Consider the following 16466-nt stretch of genomic DNA (forward strand, 5'->3'; position numbering starts at 1 on the left):
CACTCCAGTTGTAATCCGGGAATACCTCGCTCAATATGCGGAAATCGATTGGGATTCCGGTCGCACTATTGTGGCTAAACAGCGAGGGCGACCTGAAATTCCTGTTTGTGTTGCTGCTGGAGCGAGAAGGAAGCCACCAAGCATTGAGGAGGACTAAACCGAATGAAGCAGTGCGCAATCTATGCGAGAGTCAGCACGTCAGACCAGCGAATCGAAAATCAGCTTCTTGATCTGCGCCAGTTTGCGGCTCAACGCGGCCTCGAAGTGGTCTGCGAATATACCGATGTCGGAATCAGCGGCTCCAAGGCTCGTCGTCCCGGTCTCGATGCGATGCTACGAGATGCTCGGAAACGGAAGTTCACGGTTCTTATCGTCGCGGCCTTTGACCGTTTGGCAAGGAGCACAAAGCACTTCCTCGGCGTAGTAGACGAACTGGATTCTTTCGGCATCGAGTTCATCTCTCGCCGCGAGAACATTGCGACTGATGGGGCAATGGGTCGCTTGTTCATCACCCTAATCTCGTCCATCGCAGAACTGGAAGCCGACTTGATTAGGGAGCGCGTCAGGGCTGGAATCCGCAGAAGGAAGCTGGAAGGTCTCCCAGTCGGACGGCAACCTCTCGACGTTGACCATCGCTCATTGATTGAAGACAGGTTGCGTGGAATGAGTCTGACGGACGTGGCGAAGCGGTACGATGTCAGCAGGGCTTCCGTGGTCAGGTGGGTTCGAGAGGCTCAACAGAAGACAGCCATCCATGGGTTCAAGCAGGAGGTCGCTGCATGATGAACCGTGTGATAGTCAGGTTCCGTCCGAGCAAAGCTGTTCGCAATCTACCGAGTGAATCGCTGAACGACGCGCTGGTTTCTCTTGCCGGGGCGGACGAACTCCAGCCGCTTCTTAGCGAGGCGACTGAAGAGGGCAAAGCACTTGCCATCGAGGTATTCCAAAACCGGGAAGGACGCCCCGTATTCATCAATTTCCGCAAAGAGGACCTCGAATGATGGTTCTCTCCTGCCGGGTGTACCTTAACGCTTTCGTCCGCCCTTCCGACGCATCACGACATCGAAATTTACCTTCTCGTAGACACCGTTCTTGTCCAGCCCATTCACCAGCTTTGAAATAGGCGTTTCGAAGACTTCGCAGATTCGCAGCAGAGTGGTAACGGTAATGGGGCGTCCAGCCTCCACCTGCTGCCAATGCCGTGTGGAAAAACCAAAGCTAAGCATGTCCTCTTGCGAGAACCCGCGTTTCTTCCGGATATCCCGAACTCTTGTACCCAAGGCGCGGAAGAACTGGTCTTGATTCGCCACGCATTGAGATGTAAAGATTTACGAGCAGAAACGCCACGAGCAGATTAGCGTATTGGTTCCTTTCAGGAGGAGCATGATGCAGGAATGTTCGAAGTGCAACGGCACTGGAAAGTGTCCAAGCTGCAAGGGGACAGGGCATCTCGGTTATCCCGGCTATGGGCCAATTGGGAACCGGCCTCATTGCAGCTATTGCCAAGCTTCAGGAGCTTGCCGCGTGTGCAAAGGAAGCGGCAAGAAGTAGCCCATCGGAGGAGACCTTAGGATGGAGTTCACAACAAGTGAACTGGTGTGGCCTGTCGCTCTGGCGTTTGGGTTTGTAATCCTCGTATTCTCCGCTCAGCGCGAGAGCGCGGGCAGGATTCTTTTTCCCGCTTTGATGGCGTCTGGCATCGCTGGCTTGGTTTATGGCCGAACCGACTCTCTGAATCACACGCAGTGGCTCGTCGCGCTTTCAGAGGCGGGCGGCTATATCTGGTTCGTCAGAATCCGTAAGCAGAGAGTGCTGATGGAGGAACGGGAACAGCAACAGCGTGAGCGCGAGGAGGAGCAAAGGCGGAACAGAGAACGTGCTCTCCGGGCGCAGGAAGAGGAACGCGAACAACAGCGCAAACTCGCTCGTACGGAGCGCCGTTTGAGCGAACGGCGAGACAAAGCGAAGCGGCAGGAACAGAAGCGAGACGTTGAAACAACGCTCCCTTCCAGAGTTCGTACTACGCGAGGGGGTCTCAAGGCCGTCGCTGGAATGGCATCTCTAAAGAAGCTTCTTCGAGAGCAGGTCATAGAGGTTTACAAAAGGCCTGACAAGCCCCGACAATACGGGCTTTCAATACCGAATGGCATTCTTCTCTACGGGCCACCGGGCTGCGGCAAGACGTTCATCGCCCGCCAACTAGCAAGCGAACTGAAGTATCACTTTTTCGAGATTTCGCCGTCCGACGTTGCTGATTCATACGTTCATGGAAGCACAATTAAAATCCGTGACATTTTTGAGCGGGCAATCAGCAAGGCACCTTCCGTGCTGCTTATCGACGAATTCGATGCTCTTGTACCCAGTAGAGCGGCTCTCGGCGGACATCACCATAAGGCTGAGGAAGTGAACGAGTTCCTTGCTCGTATGGCGACCTGCTCTGAGAAAGGTGTGCTACTCATACTTGCCACGAATGCACCAGAGAAGATTGACCCTGCCGTCCTGCGTTCTGGCCGAATTGACAAGAAAATCTACGTCGGCGCTCCAGACCAAGTTGCACGAGAAGAAATCCTTAGACATCATTTGAGGGGTCGCTACACTGCACCCGAACTTCACCTTGAGGTAATTTCGGAAGTTCTCAAAGGATACTCATCAGCAGACCTGAACCTGTTAGTGGACGAGTCGGCCAGACTCGCGATGAAGGCAAGTGAGCCAATTGGAGAACAACACTTGCAGTCAGCCCGAAATCTCGTCGCACCTTCCGTATCGGCACAGGATGAGGCCGCGTACGAAAGGTTCGGGGCACCAGCGGTACAGACCGAGACGCGAACAATAGGGTTTAGAGCCTGAGTTTAGGGTGGTTCACAAACCCGAAATCCTAGCCCCCGATTTCCGGGGGCTTTTTGCTGCTTGATGCCCTCCGAGTGGCTGGTTCACTTGGTTTAGTCTACGAACCGGAGCCCTCTTTCTACCCTGCTGCTTCCACTTGTACGCCAATGTAGATGGGCGCGTACTGAAAGACCATACCTAATTGTGCGCCGTTCTTTGGAAGTCGGATCAAACCGACCACCTCCAGTGAAGTGGTGAATGGCCGCAAAAGGTTCGTTCGAGTCCAGCGCGTCAGCCGTCCTCCTTCAGCTTTGGTGTGAATCATCTCAATCATCCAGCGCACGCATCTAACGGCGCGATGAGCGAGCAACACACGTCCGGTCGGCAGCATACGGTTCTCAGGTCTCTCGGGTTGGGGTTAATTACGGGTGCTGCCGACGACGACTGCTCGGCAATCGGAACCTATGCACAAGCCGGAGCCCAGTTCGGCTACAAGTTGCTATGGACTGCCCCGGTCACTTTCCCAATGATGGTTGCGGTCGTCTACCTCTCGGGAAAGCTTGGCCAAGTCACCGGCGAGGGCTTGTTCAGTGTTCTACGCAACCACTACTCACGATGGTTCGTTTACCTCGTCTTGGCGGCAGTCGTTACGGGCAACACAATTGAGGCGGGCGCTGACATAGGAGGGATGGCGGCTGGGATCGGTATCCTCGTGCATTGGCCTCGGTGGGTTCTGGTGCTCTGCATTACAGTCGCGACCCTTGTTCTACAAATCTGGGGTTCCTACAAGCTGATCCGGAACATCTTTCGAGTCATAGCCTTGTCTCTTGCCGCTTACATCTTTTCGGCATTCCTTGCGCACCCTCAACTTGGTCAGGTTGTTCGAGGAACGTTTGTGCCGACGGTCGGCTTCAACAAAGATTTCCTTTCGATTGTTGTTGCGATCATCGGAACCTCTCTTTCTGCCTATCTATATACGTGGCAGTCGAACGAGGAGGTGGAAGAGAAGGTAGCTGCCGGAAAACACAGTGTTCGCGAACGGCGGGGCACTTCGGAGGCGGAATTGCGAAGTAGTCTCTGGGACGTGATTTTCGGCATGCTGTTCTCAAACATTGTCATGTACTTTATTATTTTGGCGACTGCTGCCACACTTTTCGTCGCCGGTAAACACAACATCAATACCGCTGCCGAAGCTGCTCAGTCCCTCACCCCGCTGGCTGGGCGAGCAGCGGGGCTTCTTTTCACGCTCGGAATCATCGGCGTCGGCTTCCTCGCGGTTCCCGTGATGACGACCGGAGCCGCTTACGACGTCAGCCAATCCTTCGGTTGGAAGAATGGGCTTTACCAAAAGCCTTCAGAGGCGAAGAAGTTCTACGCTGCGATAACATTCATTACTCTTGTTGCGATGGGGCTCAACTTTGTCGGGATCAATCCAATGCGTGCGCTGGTGATCGCGGGTATCGTACAGGGGTTCTCGACGCCACCTCTAATGATGCTCATCATGGTAATGACAAACAATGGCTCCATCATGGGAAACCGCGTGAACGGACGATGGGCGAATATTTTGGGATGGATTACAACTGCGATGATCTTTTCCGCGTCACTGGGGCTCATCATCAGTTGGTTCTTGCATTAGCAGTAGGGCAAATACCATCTTCTTTCGCGATGTTCTATTTGAGCCAACTGAAAACCTTTTTAAGCCGTGAACACCTCACCCAATGCCATCAGAGAGAACTTCAGTTGTCCAAGTTTCTCAACCAGTTCCCGTGCCTGTTGATCTGAGAGGATGAATTTGAGTCTCTGATCCGATATTGCGTCGTAGACCTCTCGCGAGCGTCGAACACCCTCGATCTTGTTCGCCAAGTTCGTGCGTTGGGATGCGATATGTGCAAGCGTCAGTCCCAATTCCACATCTGTGAACAGAAGGTCGATTCCTATTTGGTTGTATCGTCTCGTGTATCGGGCACCTGTGAATTCTACTCTTTGACTTGAGAGCTTGCGCTCTCCAGTTGAGAGTTCAAGACAGTTAAATTTATGTCCAGTTGAGCAACATCGTTACCCGACATAACGGCAAATGCTCGTTCTAGCGGTGCAAATTTATATACCTCTTCCGCTAGCCTGTACCGTCGTTAGGTGCCCCTGACCACTGCATCGGGCGCGGTTGAGTCCACGCTCACCATTTTGCTTCGGAGCTTCTCAATCAGTTGATCGGTTCTTCGAATTTGGGCGCGTGAATGCAGGAGAGCGCGATGTGTCTCGTTGATCCGGTAATGGCTAAGGGTGAGAACAGATCGGCTCGAGACGAGCCGATCCAGAGAGGTTCGCAAAATGTCCAATACCCCGCACATGCTATGCGTCGGCCAATCAGCAGCCATACGAAATCCTTGCACAGGTGACGCACGGACGGAACTAGGTTTATTCCTAGCTTCCTCGCCATTGGAACACTCATCCTCGCAGACTGAGAGGAACAGAGAGAGACCGGGTGCAAGTCTAGCCTATTCCCGCACAACCAGCCGAGGATTCTTGTCATTCCTCAGCCCCATGAACTTGATATGCCTGACGTGGCTTGAATCCGTCCATTCGAGGAATTCGAACTGCGCTACCAATTTCGGCTTTACCCAGACGCAATCCTTCATCTTCGCCGCTGTTAATCCCTGACCCCATCTGCCGCTTTTCGGCTCCGGCAGATTAACGAACGGGCACCGCTGCACGAATAATGGTTTCAGACGTGCGTACAGGTCGCGGCGAGTCGCGGGAACCAGACCTGCTCGAACTCTCGCCGCGTACATCAGTTCGTCGCCGTCATAGAAGCCAACTACGAGCGCATCGACTCCGTTGCTGCCCGGAATGAAGCCGCCAAGCACGAATTCTTGACCGATATTGATTCGCTTCTTTGACCATGCCCCGCTTCGTTTGCCGGGTTCGTAGAGGGAGGTTAGCCGCTTTGCGACTACGCCCTCTCCACCCATCTCCCGAACGGCGGCGAGGAAGCGTGGCAGGGGGCCGGGAAAATGCTCCGATAGCTGCACTCGCTCAGATGGAGTGATTGCCTCTTCGAGGAGTGTCCGCCGTTCGCTAAGAGGCAGAAGCTTAGTGTCCTTCCTGCGGTTCACAAGCACATCGAAGACGAACAGCACGACATTGCTTTCAGTAGTGGCATTCTGGATGGCGTTGAAGCTCGGGCGTCCGTCTTCATCGAATGCGACTAATTCGCCGTCAACGGCAGTTCCGATGGGCAGTGTTTTGCCGAGTGCCGCGAATACCTGCGGAAACTTCTTGGAGAAGTCCTTGCCGTTGCGCGACAGCAGGTGAACGCCAGCCTTGTCTCGAATCGCTTGACCTCGGAAACCGTCGAGCTTCAGTTCGTAAACCCAGTCGGAGCTTTCCGGGAGATTGGCGACAGGCAAACACTCCATCGGAGGAGTGAACGGAATCTCGTTTTCGTTGGTGCGAGTCATTCAAAAAGGGAGGGAGTGGGATTTACCTCGATTTCCTTGAGGGGCTCAATCAGGCTCGGGTCGTCGTTACGAGTATTCCCAACCGCTTTGCTCACCTTCCATACCTTCATCTCCTCGGCAGGGTAGGGTCTCAGCAAATCAATGGGCAGATGTGCCGGGTCGGTTGGTGCCAACCAACGCTCGTAGTCTCTGCGATGCAGGATTACGGGCATTCGATTGTGAAGAGGCTCCACCAATTCATTGGGGTCAGTTGTGAGAAATGTATACGTCCGCAGCTTTCGCCCTGTGGTTTTATCCTTCCACGTCTCCCAGAGTCCGGCAAAGGCAAACATCTCTCCGTTCTTCAACGCAATCGCATGGGGTTGCTTTGTTTTCTCATCCACCTTCTGCCACTCGTAAAACCAGTCCGCTGGCACGAGGCAACGTCGTGTTTTCCATGCCTCCCGAAACGCGGGGCTAGTAGCGACCGTTTCGGACTTCGCATTGATTGTGCTGAATGATGCTTTGCCGTCTTTCGACCAGTACGGGACGAGACCCCATCGCATCACGGTGAGTTCTCGCCCACCTGTCTCACCATTCAGGCGCACAACTGGTTGCACACTCTGAGGCGCAACATTGAAGGATGGAGCAAGGCTTATTTCATCGAATTCATCGAAGACATTCGTATTGTGCGTCTGCATCCATTCAGCGATGCGCTGCTTGTCTCCGCGTCTTCCATAGCGACCACACATCTACTTCGCAGCCTTCTGTTTTGCCCATCTCTTCCGCTGCGCCTCTGCAATTCTCTTCCGAGCAGCGGCACTCATCTTTCGGCGTTTGCGTCTAGGTATGGTCGTAGTGGATTTCTCATGTGCTTCGTTGGAGGAGAGCAGAGCGCGGACTTGCCGAAGACGCGAGATTTCGTTGTCGATTTCTGAAATGATTGCTTCAAGACTCATGTGACCAGTCTAAAGGTCGGGCGACGTTGTTCTTCTTAGACTGCCCAAATTAAGCCGAGCGGAAGCTGCTGAAGTTGTAAGCAGCGATAGCGTATTGCTGACCGAGTATCATCATGCCGGTGCTGGCTGAGAAGATCGCGCGGCTGCGGTAGGCGGCGAGGAAGAGACAGAAATTCGCCAGTTTGTCATCGTCGAGAGGCGGAGAGCGTGACGACAACCTGCCCGGAGCAGTTGCAAAGTTTAAATTGGTCGCCTCGTCACTACGGAAACGGTGGCATCAAGAGCTACTTAGGGCAGGAACATTTCCGATGTTTATCTCTGGTGCACGGCGTTCAGAAACTCACGTTGTTGAATGTCAAGTCGGTGGCGGGAAAAACTGATGACCAACGCAAACGCAAGGACGACTGTTGCAAAGACCACCAGCACAAATATTCGGCATATGCGACGTGCGTGGCGTTCCTCGAGGTTCATGTCTAAATAGCTCTAGTACAAACTTTTTTTGAAGGCGCTGTCCGTCAGAGCGTGGCGTAGCTGGGTTCGGGCAGCGCCCCTGTGCATCGTCGCAGGCCCCGCATCTGTGGGCGGGGTGGATGCAGCAACGGACGCACCTGCTTTGTAGATGCCCTCCAACGTATTCAGGTTGTGAGTACAAATCCGCACGCACAGCGACTCGAAGATTGACCGTAGCATCGTGAAGTTGCCAATGAACGAAGCAATTAAACCGTCGCACGATGTCAGTTCGGCAAAGAGCCATTGTCTGCGAACGCACGATTACTCTAGCCCGTTCATGGCACCCTTCTGCGTTCTCCACGTAAGTATCGAACTTCTGCTGCGTCGTTGGCGTCTTGCTGAATAATGTAGAGCAAATTCGTCAACGACTTTGACCAATCGATTTAGTTCATCGTAAGACACATTCAAAGGGATCGCCGCACCGATGTGGAATGAGTCAAGGTGGGCGGCGATTGCTCCATGAAAACCTTGCCGACAATTTCTTGACATTACAGAACCACTTGACGGATCAACAGCATTCGGCGTATCCAGTTGTGCAAACATCCTTTTCAGGGGAGGCTCCGATACGAATATGGCTTCCAATGAATTTGTCCACCGTTACAACCCCGATGGAACCATCGATTCCATCTGTTGCCAGTGCTTCGCCACTGTTGCGAACGTAAGCCGAGAGTGCGAGCTTTTCACGTGTGAAAACCAGCACGTCTGTGAGCAGGGCACACGGGATCGCTTCGAACATTGGAAAAGACCAACAGAGGAACTCGGGCAGCAGGCAAGCTAGTCAGCGCCCGGTTATATTGCGATTAGCCGTTTTGCGTTGTGGAATGAGGTTTTCCCCAGCTTTCTGATCCACAACCAGATGGCCTAATCTCCTACTCCGTCACAAAGATTCTTGCGAGGTTCGGGTAGCCAGAGCCGACGAATCAATGATTCCGTGAATGACTATTGATCGGAGAGCAACTCTCGCCATTGGTATGCACATGGCGCTTCGGTACCTAGCCCCGCCCTGTGAAGCCGCTCCTCGAAAGCTCTTTGAGCCTCGACTTGTGCGGCGGTCCTAGTCGCAGTCCGGCCTCGCTGCAATCTGACTCCAGTCTTGCCGCGAAGTGACCATACCCATACCTCCGGACTCTCACGTTCGACGCGCAGTTCAAATTTGCTTTCGCCGACGGGTACAGGACAGATCAGGTTGGTCATCAACAGGGCCCAGAATCGGAACGGAATACCCGAGTCTAGCACGAGAGTAGCTGGAACTTCGCCGAACGCCGATGCTCCGGGCGGATCAGCCCTGAACTCAGCTTCTTCCTTGGTGCCAGTCCGCAGGTTCTGGTTGCGGGTCCGGCTCCGTGTCTGAGGCCCTGACTTCTGCGATCAGCCGTCCCAGCGCGATGTTCTGTTCAGCAGTGCCGATGCGTATGTAGCGATATGCAGGTTCTGGGCTCGGCTGGCAAAGCTCGGGGAAGTTTCTCTGAAATGCGTTTACAAGCCTTTTCCCGACAGACCCTAATCCAATGAATTCGTACCCATTTCTAGTTCGGACGACTTGTGACATCCCCCCTCCAACTGCCAAAGTCTCGGATGCAAATACCTTCGACAGCGGATGCCAATCGCGATGCTTATGCGAAATGGGCTATGACGCGAACGTGGGCGACCGTACGTTGTATGCACTCTGGGTAGACAGCGATCTACGCTGAAATCATGTTCTCTGTTCCCGAAAACACCCGGTAGAAGTTAAGAAAACCCCCGCAACGGTATGAGCCATTTGCAGGGGTTTTGTTGCCATCGAGGCTTCGTCTACTGAGTCGTGATTCCGCCGTTCATGCCGTTCGGAAAGAAACCGCCCATTGAACGGCCACCCGCATAGACGATATTGAGGACTTGCGAGGGGGTGCGTGGAATAGCCAAAGCCTTGGTATTCAGGTCAAAGATAGCTTGTCTCGTTGGTGGAATGTCGATGGAATCCACTGCCGGACTACTGACACCATTGCCGACGCACTCCCAACGGATAGCGCCGGAGTGCATCGCCTCGGCACTGAGTATTGCGGCTGCGGCTGCAAGATACGCCGAACTACTGATGAGAGGAGCAGCGCCGAGATATGCGCTTACTCCCACATCTTCGAACTGACGCGCCAGTTTAAGCCAGCTACTCACGCTCGAATATCCGTATCCCAAGGCATTAAGGTTGATAGCTGGTTTCTTGGCTGCGGAGGAGCCCAACGCCGAGCGTAGATACTTCACGTGATCGATTTCGTCGTTGCGTAGAGCAGAGGCGACACCGGCGGGGGGAGAGGCTGAGAATTTGGGTACCCGACTGCCTCCGGTTGTCGGTCCGGTTTCGTCGTCTGCGGAGATTACGCCGAGCTTTACGAGAGTGGAACCGTAGGTCGATACCGCATAAAACTCGGCTTCGAGGTATTCGAGGTTGAGAGCGAAGTTGAGAATGTCCACATCGCTAAACGCAGCGGCCTCGACTTTAGTTGTGGTCAGAGACGCAGGAAGACCGACGAACGCTGTAGCAAAGCCAATGCCGGTTAGCCCAGCGCCTTGAGGAAGTTGCGACGGTTGGCTTCAATTGGGGAAACTTGATGACCTGACACGAAGACCTCCGAAACGTGGTGGTTCGTTCGTTACTGGGAAAGCGGTACAGTGAGACTCGTTCACCGCTGGTTGCGTCCGCTCCTCCTACAGCGGAATTCAGGGTGCTCGATACTTCCGACGCGACCAAGGTCTGCGCCTAGAACAAATGACGTGTCGCTGATCCTTGAACGGGGCGGGAAATCGGCCGTCGCCCGATGAGAGGTACGAACGGGGGAGTCAACTGGATTTGGTGGTGTAGGAGGAAATTCTATCCCTCAGCCATCACAGCCACGCCCGACCCGTTCGAGGAGAGCAGGAAAGAGGGCGGGCGCTTCGACGCAACCGGATACATTGAGTACCAACTTCAACGACCTAAACTTCTCCCTCACACGCATTCAGCAAAGTGCATCAGAACTGCAAGAGGGGTCTTAACCTTTGTCTGGACGCATTCTAAGTTTTGAGCGAACCTTGAGTTCCCACCGTGAGGTCGTCGAGTTGGATGCGTTACTCATCCGCAGTGGCGTTCGCATTCCGTGCCGAGTTCGTGCGGTGAGAATTTCCATGCTGCAATTAGATACATGTGTCTACGTGAAGCCTGACGTAGTCAAGATCAACGTTGACCTGCCGGATGGCGTCTACGAACTGTCGCTTGATGGACGCAGCTTCAAAATAGCCAAGAGCGGCGGCAAATGGCACAGGACTTTCCATCATGCAGTGGTTTAGAGCTTTGGAAGTTGCGGAACCCATATTGCTGATTACGTAACGCGGAAGCTCAATTTGTCAGGCAGGGCATACACTCTGGGTCACCGTTCGGCAATATCCTCATGGGGAATCTGAAGGCGGGAACAGGAGTGTCTTCCCAATGTCCTGATCACGACAGACCTTACACTTCGTCCGGTGCGCCACCATTTCCCAGAACAGTTGAACAGCCGGACTGTCGTATCCGCATGGGGCTCCTTGCTGCTTCCAGACGAGCAGTTTCCATTCTCGGTATAGCTCCTCGTGAACCCAACACCCCATCGAGCAGGACGATACTCGCCCCTCCAGCTATTCACAATAGAATCTTCTTTCGCGGCACTCTCCAAAACTGCACCTTCTCTGCTTCCCGCTTTCCGCATCCAAGCTTGCATGGTGCTTCGCTGTTGGGCAAGCACCCCGACTGCAACGCGGTCGGTGGGCCCGCGCTGTTCGTCGTGTGTCCGGCGAACAGCGCATCAACTATGTATAAGAGTTGTCTTCGATGACATATCAATTAAATCGGGCTCCAATTTCTCGTCCGCGTGCGGCAGTACGGCAGAATTGTCCCGCCTCAGTCCTGTTTATGTTGGTGGCCGCTTTTTGGTCGTTCCTGTTCGCGATGTGGCTTCTACATCCGGGAATCTGAACTCGGAATGCACCGGAAGCGGATTTCCCCCTCGCGAAGCAAACTGGACAGAAAGCGGCTGTCTCGGCGTAAAGAGCATCCTGGTATTCGCTCCCCAGTCCTCATGTCAACGAAGAATCGACCCTCGTGAGGCGATTACCTAGAACCTGCACACCCTGTTAATTGCGGACAGTGATTGAAGCCTTTGGAATGGAAGAACTCCCGCTCCGCAGCAGATACTAACGAGCAGCGGTAGTGAAATCTCTGTGACTTGTGGAGCTTCTTAAGAAGTAGAAAACCGATAAACAGAGTGTGCTCATCGGAATCGGTGAGAAGCGCCTGCGCACTCGCTCGATGATTCTTGGTTCATGCTTCTCGTTCAACCCTAATCACCTTTCAGCCGTTGGTTCGGGTTCGCGATTGCCCAGAGTTTCAAGCTCCTCGATTTTTTCGTTCAGAATCTGCTTGAGTTGGGAACTCGCTGGATTGTCGCTATGGTTCCGTTCGATCTTCTTGACTGTGTCTTTGAGCACCTGAACCTTCGGATCAACCATTTTGAGTCCCTCAGAATCCACCAACGCAGTCTTCTCTGATGATTCTCTGTCTCTCGGGGTTTTCCCTAGGGTTCTCTGAGGTTCTCAGCGCAGCGGGGCACGCGCAAGCAGATTGTTGCTTTCTCACAATTGACGGCTCTGGATGCAGTACACGCGGTCTTCTAGCTGTGAGGAGCGTCGGAGGGAGGCGTGGAATTCTGCTTGATATCCTCTTCGCGGCACACGGGACACTTCCGGCGATGTTCGACCATTTCCCAAAATGCTTTCACGGTGAGACTGTCCTCGCCATTACTGGTTCCGGGGTCGTGCAAGACGAGCCATTTCCACTCAAGCTGTAGCTCATCGTGAACAGGACAGCCCATGGTTGGATGATTGTGTCTCATCCGACTTTGGTTGCCTTGGTTCAAATAGTAGTGCACACGGGAGATTCCACCTCAGAGCGGTGCTCACTGAAGCAAGCGCGGCAATACACAGGTCGATGTTGGCGTGGGGTGAAGGGTACTGTCGTTGCCGACCCGCAGTCCGCGCAGGTCACTTTGCTATCAGCCCTCATCGGTCGATGGTTCTTCTTTGACCTGCACTCCCGGCAACTCTTCGGTGTGTTTGTGAAGCCACGGGCACGGAAGAATTCCTGTTCGCCTGCCGTGAACACGAACTCAACTCCGCAGTTGACGCACTTCAAATCACGGTCAATGAAGTTCATGCTGACCTCCGAGCCGGGAAGACGCGATTGAGATTGGGTTTTGCGAATAGTCTGAGCTTCTCTGGTAGTGACGTCAAGTGTCTCCACCCGTACACCTCCGCATAGTTCGAGAAAAGCAACGCCAGCCGAAAACGGTTTCGGCTGGCGAGGGTAAAACCGATGACTTCCGAACTGATTCTATTGCGATTGATTCTAAGATTGAACTGGGGAGAACCCTTGAATTTCGCAAAAGAAAATGCCTCATAAAGGCGATCTGACGCATGCAGGGAGAGGGAATCCGGCAGCGAGAAATGCAAGGCTACCCCGAATTTGGCTTTGGGTTATGAGTAAGATCATCGGTCTGATCTGACCAAATGTATGTGATTTGCATCACTCCATCTCCGGGCTCTCTGGCAGAACGGGCGGAGGGGGCATGTTCGGCGATTCCAAAGGCAAGCAGGACTTCTCTGATTTCCGCGATTCGCCCGCTCTGTCTGGAGTGAAAGCAAGCGGGGAACTACTCAGAGAATTTCAGCAGCGCGGAAAAACACTCACCTGTAAACCGGCCACTGTCCTGTTCACGCAGGGGGAACCTGCGAAGCAGGTCTACTTCGTCGTTTCTGGAGTTGTCATACTGACCCTGCCACTCTCGACCACGAAGACGATGAAATTTGTGGCGGATGAAGGTTCCATCATCGGGATACCAGCAGCCGTCAGCAACGCGGCGTATTCAATGACTGCAATCGTCTGGACTGATTCAGAACTCATTGTTCTAGATCGAGAGGTGTTCTGTGAGGCGGTTGCGCATGACCCAGCCCTGTCATCAGGAGTTTTGCAAATCCTTGCGGCTGAAACCCGTTCTGCTCGACTAGCAATCGCGAAGGTCGGCCAAACAGGGCGCGAATGAAACCAGCCATTGATCCTCGATCTAACCCTTTAGTGCTGGTTGAGCGTCTCCTTCACGCTTCGCAATACGTCATCGTCCCGACAGACCTCACAGGATCGACGATGTTCGACCATCTGCCAGTAAAGACGGACGGTCGGGCTATCGTCTCCACTCGAGTGCGCACCGACCTGTTGTTCTACAAGCCTTTTCCACTCGGTTTCGAGTTCAGCGTGCACCCAGCAAGGCATACGCGCCCATTGTAGGCCGAATTCGGTCTGGCTCCGCATCCCTTTATTTGCGAAAGGTTTGTACCTTTTCCCATTGTGACAACGGTAATGACACTCTGCTGGTATCAGAACCCAGTGCCGTGCCGAAATCTGCCATTCTGACACTACCCGTTATGAAAGAGTCCGACAGAGCAGGTTTCGGAAATCTGCTCAAGAACTCGACACTGCCTCAAAACGTCAGGGTGACGATCAGCGGGGCATACCCCTCACAGGAGTCAGCCCAGCGGATTCTGGGGACTGTCGTGTTCTTCATGCGGCTTTACGGCACCCAACTCGATCTGAGAGGGGTGGATTCGATAGCAATTGCCGACGATTACCACCAGACTATCGCCAAATTGGATCGAGGTTTCAAAGCTCCGGCTCTGGTTCCCAGCAACGATGCGTTCGGGACGGGGTACGCGATGGCCGTTCCAGTCCTCCGCGACGGTGCAGTGAAGACCTCCATCGTTCTGAGGTCGGAACTGGCTTGGGCTCTCGATGATCCTGATCACGAGATGTACAGCCGAGCAATGCACCTACTTGCTCACGAGGCAGCGCACGCTCATGACAATGAGGTACTGAGACGTACACTGCCGGAGTTTGGCAAGCCCAGCGGGAAGGACTCGAGCGATGAGTATCTGTTAAGCACTGCCCACATTTCCTGGATGGAATACATTGCTTCCCGCCTCAGTGCCCAATGGGGCATTCGCACGTACTGTGGAGAGCTAGAGCCGAGGCTGTGTGACATGCTTTCGTCCGCCAAGGAGAAGGCTGACGAATCCCTTCACGGATACCGTTTTCATCGAAACCAGAAGCTCGTCGAAGGGGAGATTCGGAACATTTTCGGGAAAATCCTCATTCGTTCGTCTTATCTTGTCGGACACATCCATGGGATAGGGAAGACAGTGGCCGAGATGGCACCCCAATACTGCAATCTGATCAACGAGCAAACGTGGTTCTCGCCAACCTTTCAACGGTACGAATCAACGCTCGTCGAGATGCACTCGACTTACGGCAGTTGGACCAGCGCGGATGTGTTCAGACCGCTCGTCGGCACTTGTGAGGCTTTGTTGAGTGCGGGGGGAATGCGGTACTTGGAGGAGTTCCGTGACGAGAAGTTGGGTTCACATCTTGATCGAATTCAGGCAAAAACTTAGGCAAAACTTGGGCAAAGAATCGGGGCAAAATAGGCCCAAAATAGCGGTTGCGAGGGGGTAAGAGTCATTGAATCAACAACTAGTTAGGGCCGACCTGCCCGGCTCATAACCCAAAGGTCGGCGGTTCAAATCCGCCCCCCGCAACCATCCGAAAACGCCCCTCTTTCGAGTTTGAGCTGACTGTTCCTCGTGAGGGGCGTTCCTATTTTCAGGTAGCCCGATCAAACTACGCCGTCCTGGCACAGCAGGCCGTGCCACAGTCCTCACGCGGTTGCATCTCGACTGACCTTCAGCGCTGCCCAAGACTGCCTTTGAAGGTGGCGAGCGGTGGGCTGAAGCCCCTTTGCCAGCATGGTTGAAGGTCGGTAAGCTCGGAGCGGGAGTCCTCATGCGTGCACCCGCGTACAGCATTGAACTAACTCAGGTTTTCGAATGGAATGATGGCGTCACCAACTCGCGGCAAGACTCACTGGCGGCGGAGGAACCGCTGGAGATTCGAGTTGACGGTCGGCCCCTGTCAGTGACGATGAGAACGCCTGGTAATGATCTTGAACTGGCAGCAGGTTTCCTGCTCACCGAAGGTATCATCGAAAACCGCGAGCAGATTTCGAGCATCCGCGCCGTGGTACCGAAAGGTGCCGGGAAGAGCAATGTTGTGGAAGTGGAGCTGCGGGATGTCCATCACGAGAAAGAGGAGTTGAAGCGGAACTTCTTTTCGGCATCCAGTTGCGGGATATGCGGTAAAGCCTCAATCGAAGCCATCCGTCGACGCGATCTTGTCATGCCGAACCGGGAGCTTCGAGTCAGGCCGGAGGTGCTGTGCCGATTGCCGGAGAGTTTACGCGCAAGGCAGGAGGTTTTCGAACGCACCGGAGGTTTGCATGCTGCTGCACTTTTCGATCGCGAGGGGAGACTCGTGGCGCTGCGCGAGGACATTGGGCGTCACAACGCGGTGGACAAGCTTGCGGGATGGGCACTCCTCGATGGAGTTCTTCCTCTAGAAAACCTTGTCATTCTGGTGAGCGGCCGGGGAGGTTTTGAGATCATCCAGAAGGCATTGGCGATGGGCATCCCGATCGTAGCATCGGTATCAGCGCCGTCGAACCTTGCGGTGAAGCTTGCCCGCGAGATGGGACTGACGCTGATCGGGTTTCTACGCGGGAAGAGATTCGTAGTCTACTCAGGCGAGTTCCGGTGTCTGGCCGAAGCGCACTAAGGCGGAGAGAATTGGGTTCGCTTAGAAGATGAGTTC

Annotated in this window: 15 protein-coding genes; 8 read left to right on the top strand and 7 right to left on the bottom strand. The window is 54.1% G+C overall.

Annotated elements, in window-relative coordinates; translation table 11 throughout:
- Positions 1-162 precede the first annotated feature (162 nt).
- On the top strand, positions 163-783 hold the full coding sequence (locus tag DHV10_RS09095) for a recombinase family protein (RefSeq protein ID WP_109486038.1): 621 nt from the start codon (positions 163-165) through the stop codon (positions 781-783).
- The gene (locus tag DHV10_RS09100; RefSeq protein ID WP_109486039.1) at positions 780-1001 is read left to right on the top strand and encodes a hypothetical protein; all 222 of its coding nucleotides are present in this window, start codon (positions 780-782) and stop codon (positions 999-1001) included. The genes DHV10_RS09095 and DHV10_RS09100 overlap by 4 nt, the downstream gene beginning before the upstream one ends.
- 24 nt (positions 1002-1025) lie before the next feature.
- On the opposite strand, the gene DHV10_RS09105 is transcribed toward DHV10_RS09100, so the two are convergent.
- On the bottom strand, positions 1026-1226 hold the full coding sequence (locus DHV10_RS09105) for a hypothetical protein (protein ID WP_109486040.1): 201 nt from the start codon (positions 1224-1226) through the stop codon (positions 1026-1028).
- 346 nt (positions 1227-1572) lie between these two features.
- Here DHV10_RS09105 and DHV10_RS09110 point away from each other — a divergent pair, with 346 nt between their 5' ends.
- Positions 1573-2847, top strand: a complete 1275-nt coding sequence (locus DHV10_RS09110) for an ATP-binding protein (RefSeq protein WP_109486041.1) — start codon at positions 1573-1575, stop codon at positions 2845-2847.
- 118 nt (positions 2848-2965) lie between these two features.
- Here DHV10_RS09110 and DHV10_RS27020 read toward each other — a convergent pair whose 3' ends face one another.
- Entirely contained in the window at positions 2966-3217 is a 252-nt protein-coding gene (locus DHV10_RS27020; RefSeq protein ID WP_162601294.1) for a hypothetical protein, read from the bottom strand.
- Between DHV10_RS27020 and DHV10_RS09115 the strand changes: the two genes are divergently transcribed.
- Positions 3185-4462 carry an NRAMP family divalent metal transporter gene (locus tag DHV10_RS09115; RefSeq protein WP_109486513.1) on the top strand — a complete coding sequence of 426 codons (1278 nt, stop codon included), beginning with the start codon at positions 3185-3187 and terminating at the stop codon, positions 4460-4462. The genes DHV10_RS27020 and DHV10_RS09115 overlap by 33 nt on opposite strands.
- Positions 4463-5321: 859 nt before the next feature.
- Here the strand turns inward: DHV10_RS09115 and DHV10_RS27730 are convergent.
- From DHV10_RS27730 to DHV10_RS09145, 3 genes are all read right to left on the bottom strand, one after another.
- Positions 5322-6233 carry an ATP-dependent DNA ligase gene (locus DHV10_RS27730; protein WP_162601361.1) on the bottom strand — a complete coding sequence of 304 codons (912 nt, stop codon included), beginning with the start codon at positions 6231-6233 and terminating at the stop codon, positions 5322-5324.
- Positions 6234-6280: 47 nt separating this feature from the next.
- Positions 6281-7015, bottom strand: coding sequence for an SOS response-associated peptidase (locus DHV10_RS09130; protein WP_109486044.1), 735 nt, complete (start codon positions 7013-7015; stop codon positions 6281-6283).
- Between the two features lie 2508 nt (positions 7016-9523).
- Positions 9524-10177 carry a ferritin-like domain-containing protein gene (locus DHV10_RS09145; protein ID WP_162601362.1) on the bottom strand — a complete coding sequence of 218 codons (654 nt, stop codon included), beginning with the start codon at positions 10175-10177 and terminating at the stop codon, positions 9524-9526.
- Between the two features lie 690 nt (positions 10178-10867).
- Here DHV10_RS09145 and DHV10_RS27025 point away from each other — a divergent pair.
- The gene (locus DHV10_RS27025) at positions 10868-11029 is read left to right on the top strand and encodes a hypothetical protein (protein ID WP_162601363.1); all 162 of its coding nucleotides are present in this window, start codon (positions 10868-10870) and stop codon (positions 11027-11029) included.
- A gap of 1029 nt (positions 11030-12058) precedes the next feature.
- Here the strand turns inward: DHV10_RS27025 and DHV10_RS27030 are convergent.
- Together DHV10_RS27030 and DHV10_RS09155 are read right to left on the bottom strand one after the other, a co-directional pair.
- On the bottom strand, positions 12059-12244 hold the full coding sequence (locus DHV10_RS27030) for a hypothetical protein (RefSeq protein WP_162601364.1): 186 nt from the start codon (positions 12242-12244) through the stop codon (positions 12059-12061).
- A 382-nt stretch (positions 12245-12626) separates the two neighbouring features.
- Positions 12627-12926 carry a zinc-ribbon domain containing protein gene (locus tag DHV10_RS09155; RefSeq protein WP_109486049.1) on the bottom strand — a complete coding sequence of 100 codons (300 nt, stop codon included), beginning with the start codon at positions 12924-12926 and terminating at the stop codon, positions 12627-12629.
- A gap of 412 nt (positions 12927-13338) precedes the next feature.
- On the opposite strand from DHV10_RS09155, the gene DHV10_RS09160 reads away from it, so the two are divergent.
- The 3 genes from DHV10_RS09160 (at position 13339) to fdhD (ending at position 16430) form a co-directional block, all read left to right on the top strand.
- On the top strand, positions 13339-13812 hold the full coding sequence (locus tag DHV10_RS09160) for a Crp/Fnr family transcriptional regulator (protein ID WP_109486050.1): 474 nt from the start codon (positions 13339-13341) through the stop codon (positions 13810-13812).
- A gap of 379 nt (positions 13813-14191) precedes the next feature.
- Positions 14192-15214: a hypothetical protein gene (locus tag DHV10_RS09170; RefSeq protein WP_109486052.1), complete on the top strand. Its 1023-nt coding sequence runs from the start codon at positions 14192-14194 to the stop codon at positions 15212-15214.
- A 388-nt stretch (positions 15215-15602) separates the two neighbouring features.
- Positions 15603-16430 (top strand): formate dehydrogenase accessory sulfurtransferase FdhD, encoded by an 828-nt coding sequence (fdhD, locus tag DHV10_RS09175; protein WP_109486514.1) that lies wholly within the window; start codon positions 15603-15605, stop codon positions 16428-16430.
- The last annotated feature ends 36 nt before the right edge of the window (positions 16431-16466 follow it).

Source organism: Occallatibacter savannae (assembly GCF_003131205.1).
GTDB lineage: Bacteria > Acidobacteriota > Terriglobia > Terriglobales > Acidobacteriaceae > Telmatobacter > Telmatobacter savannae.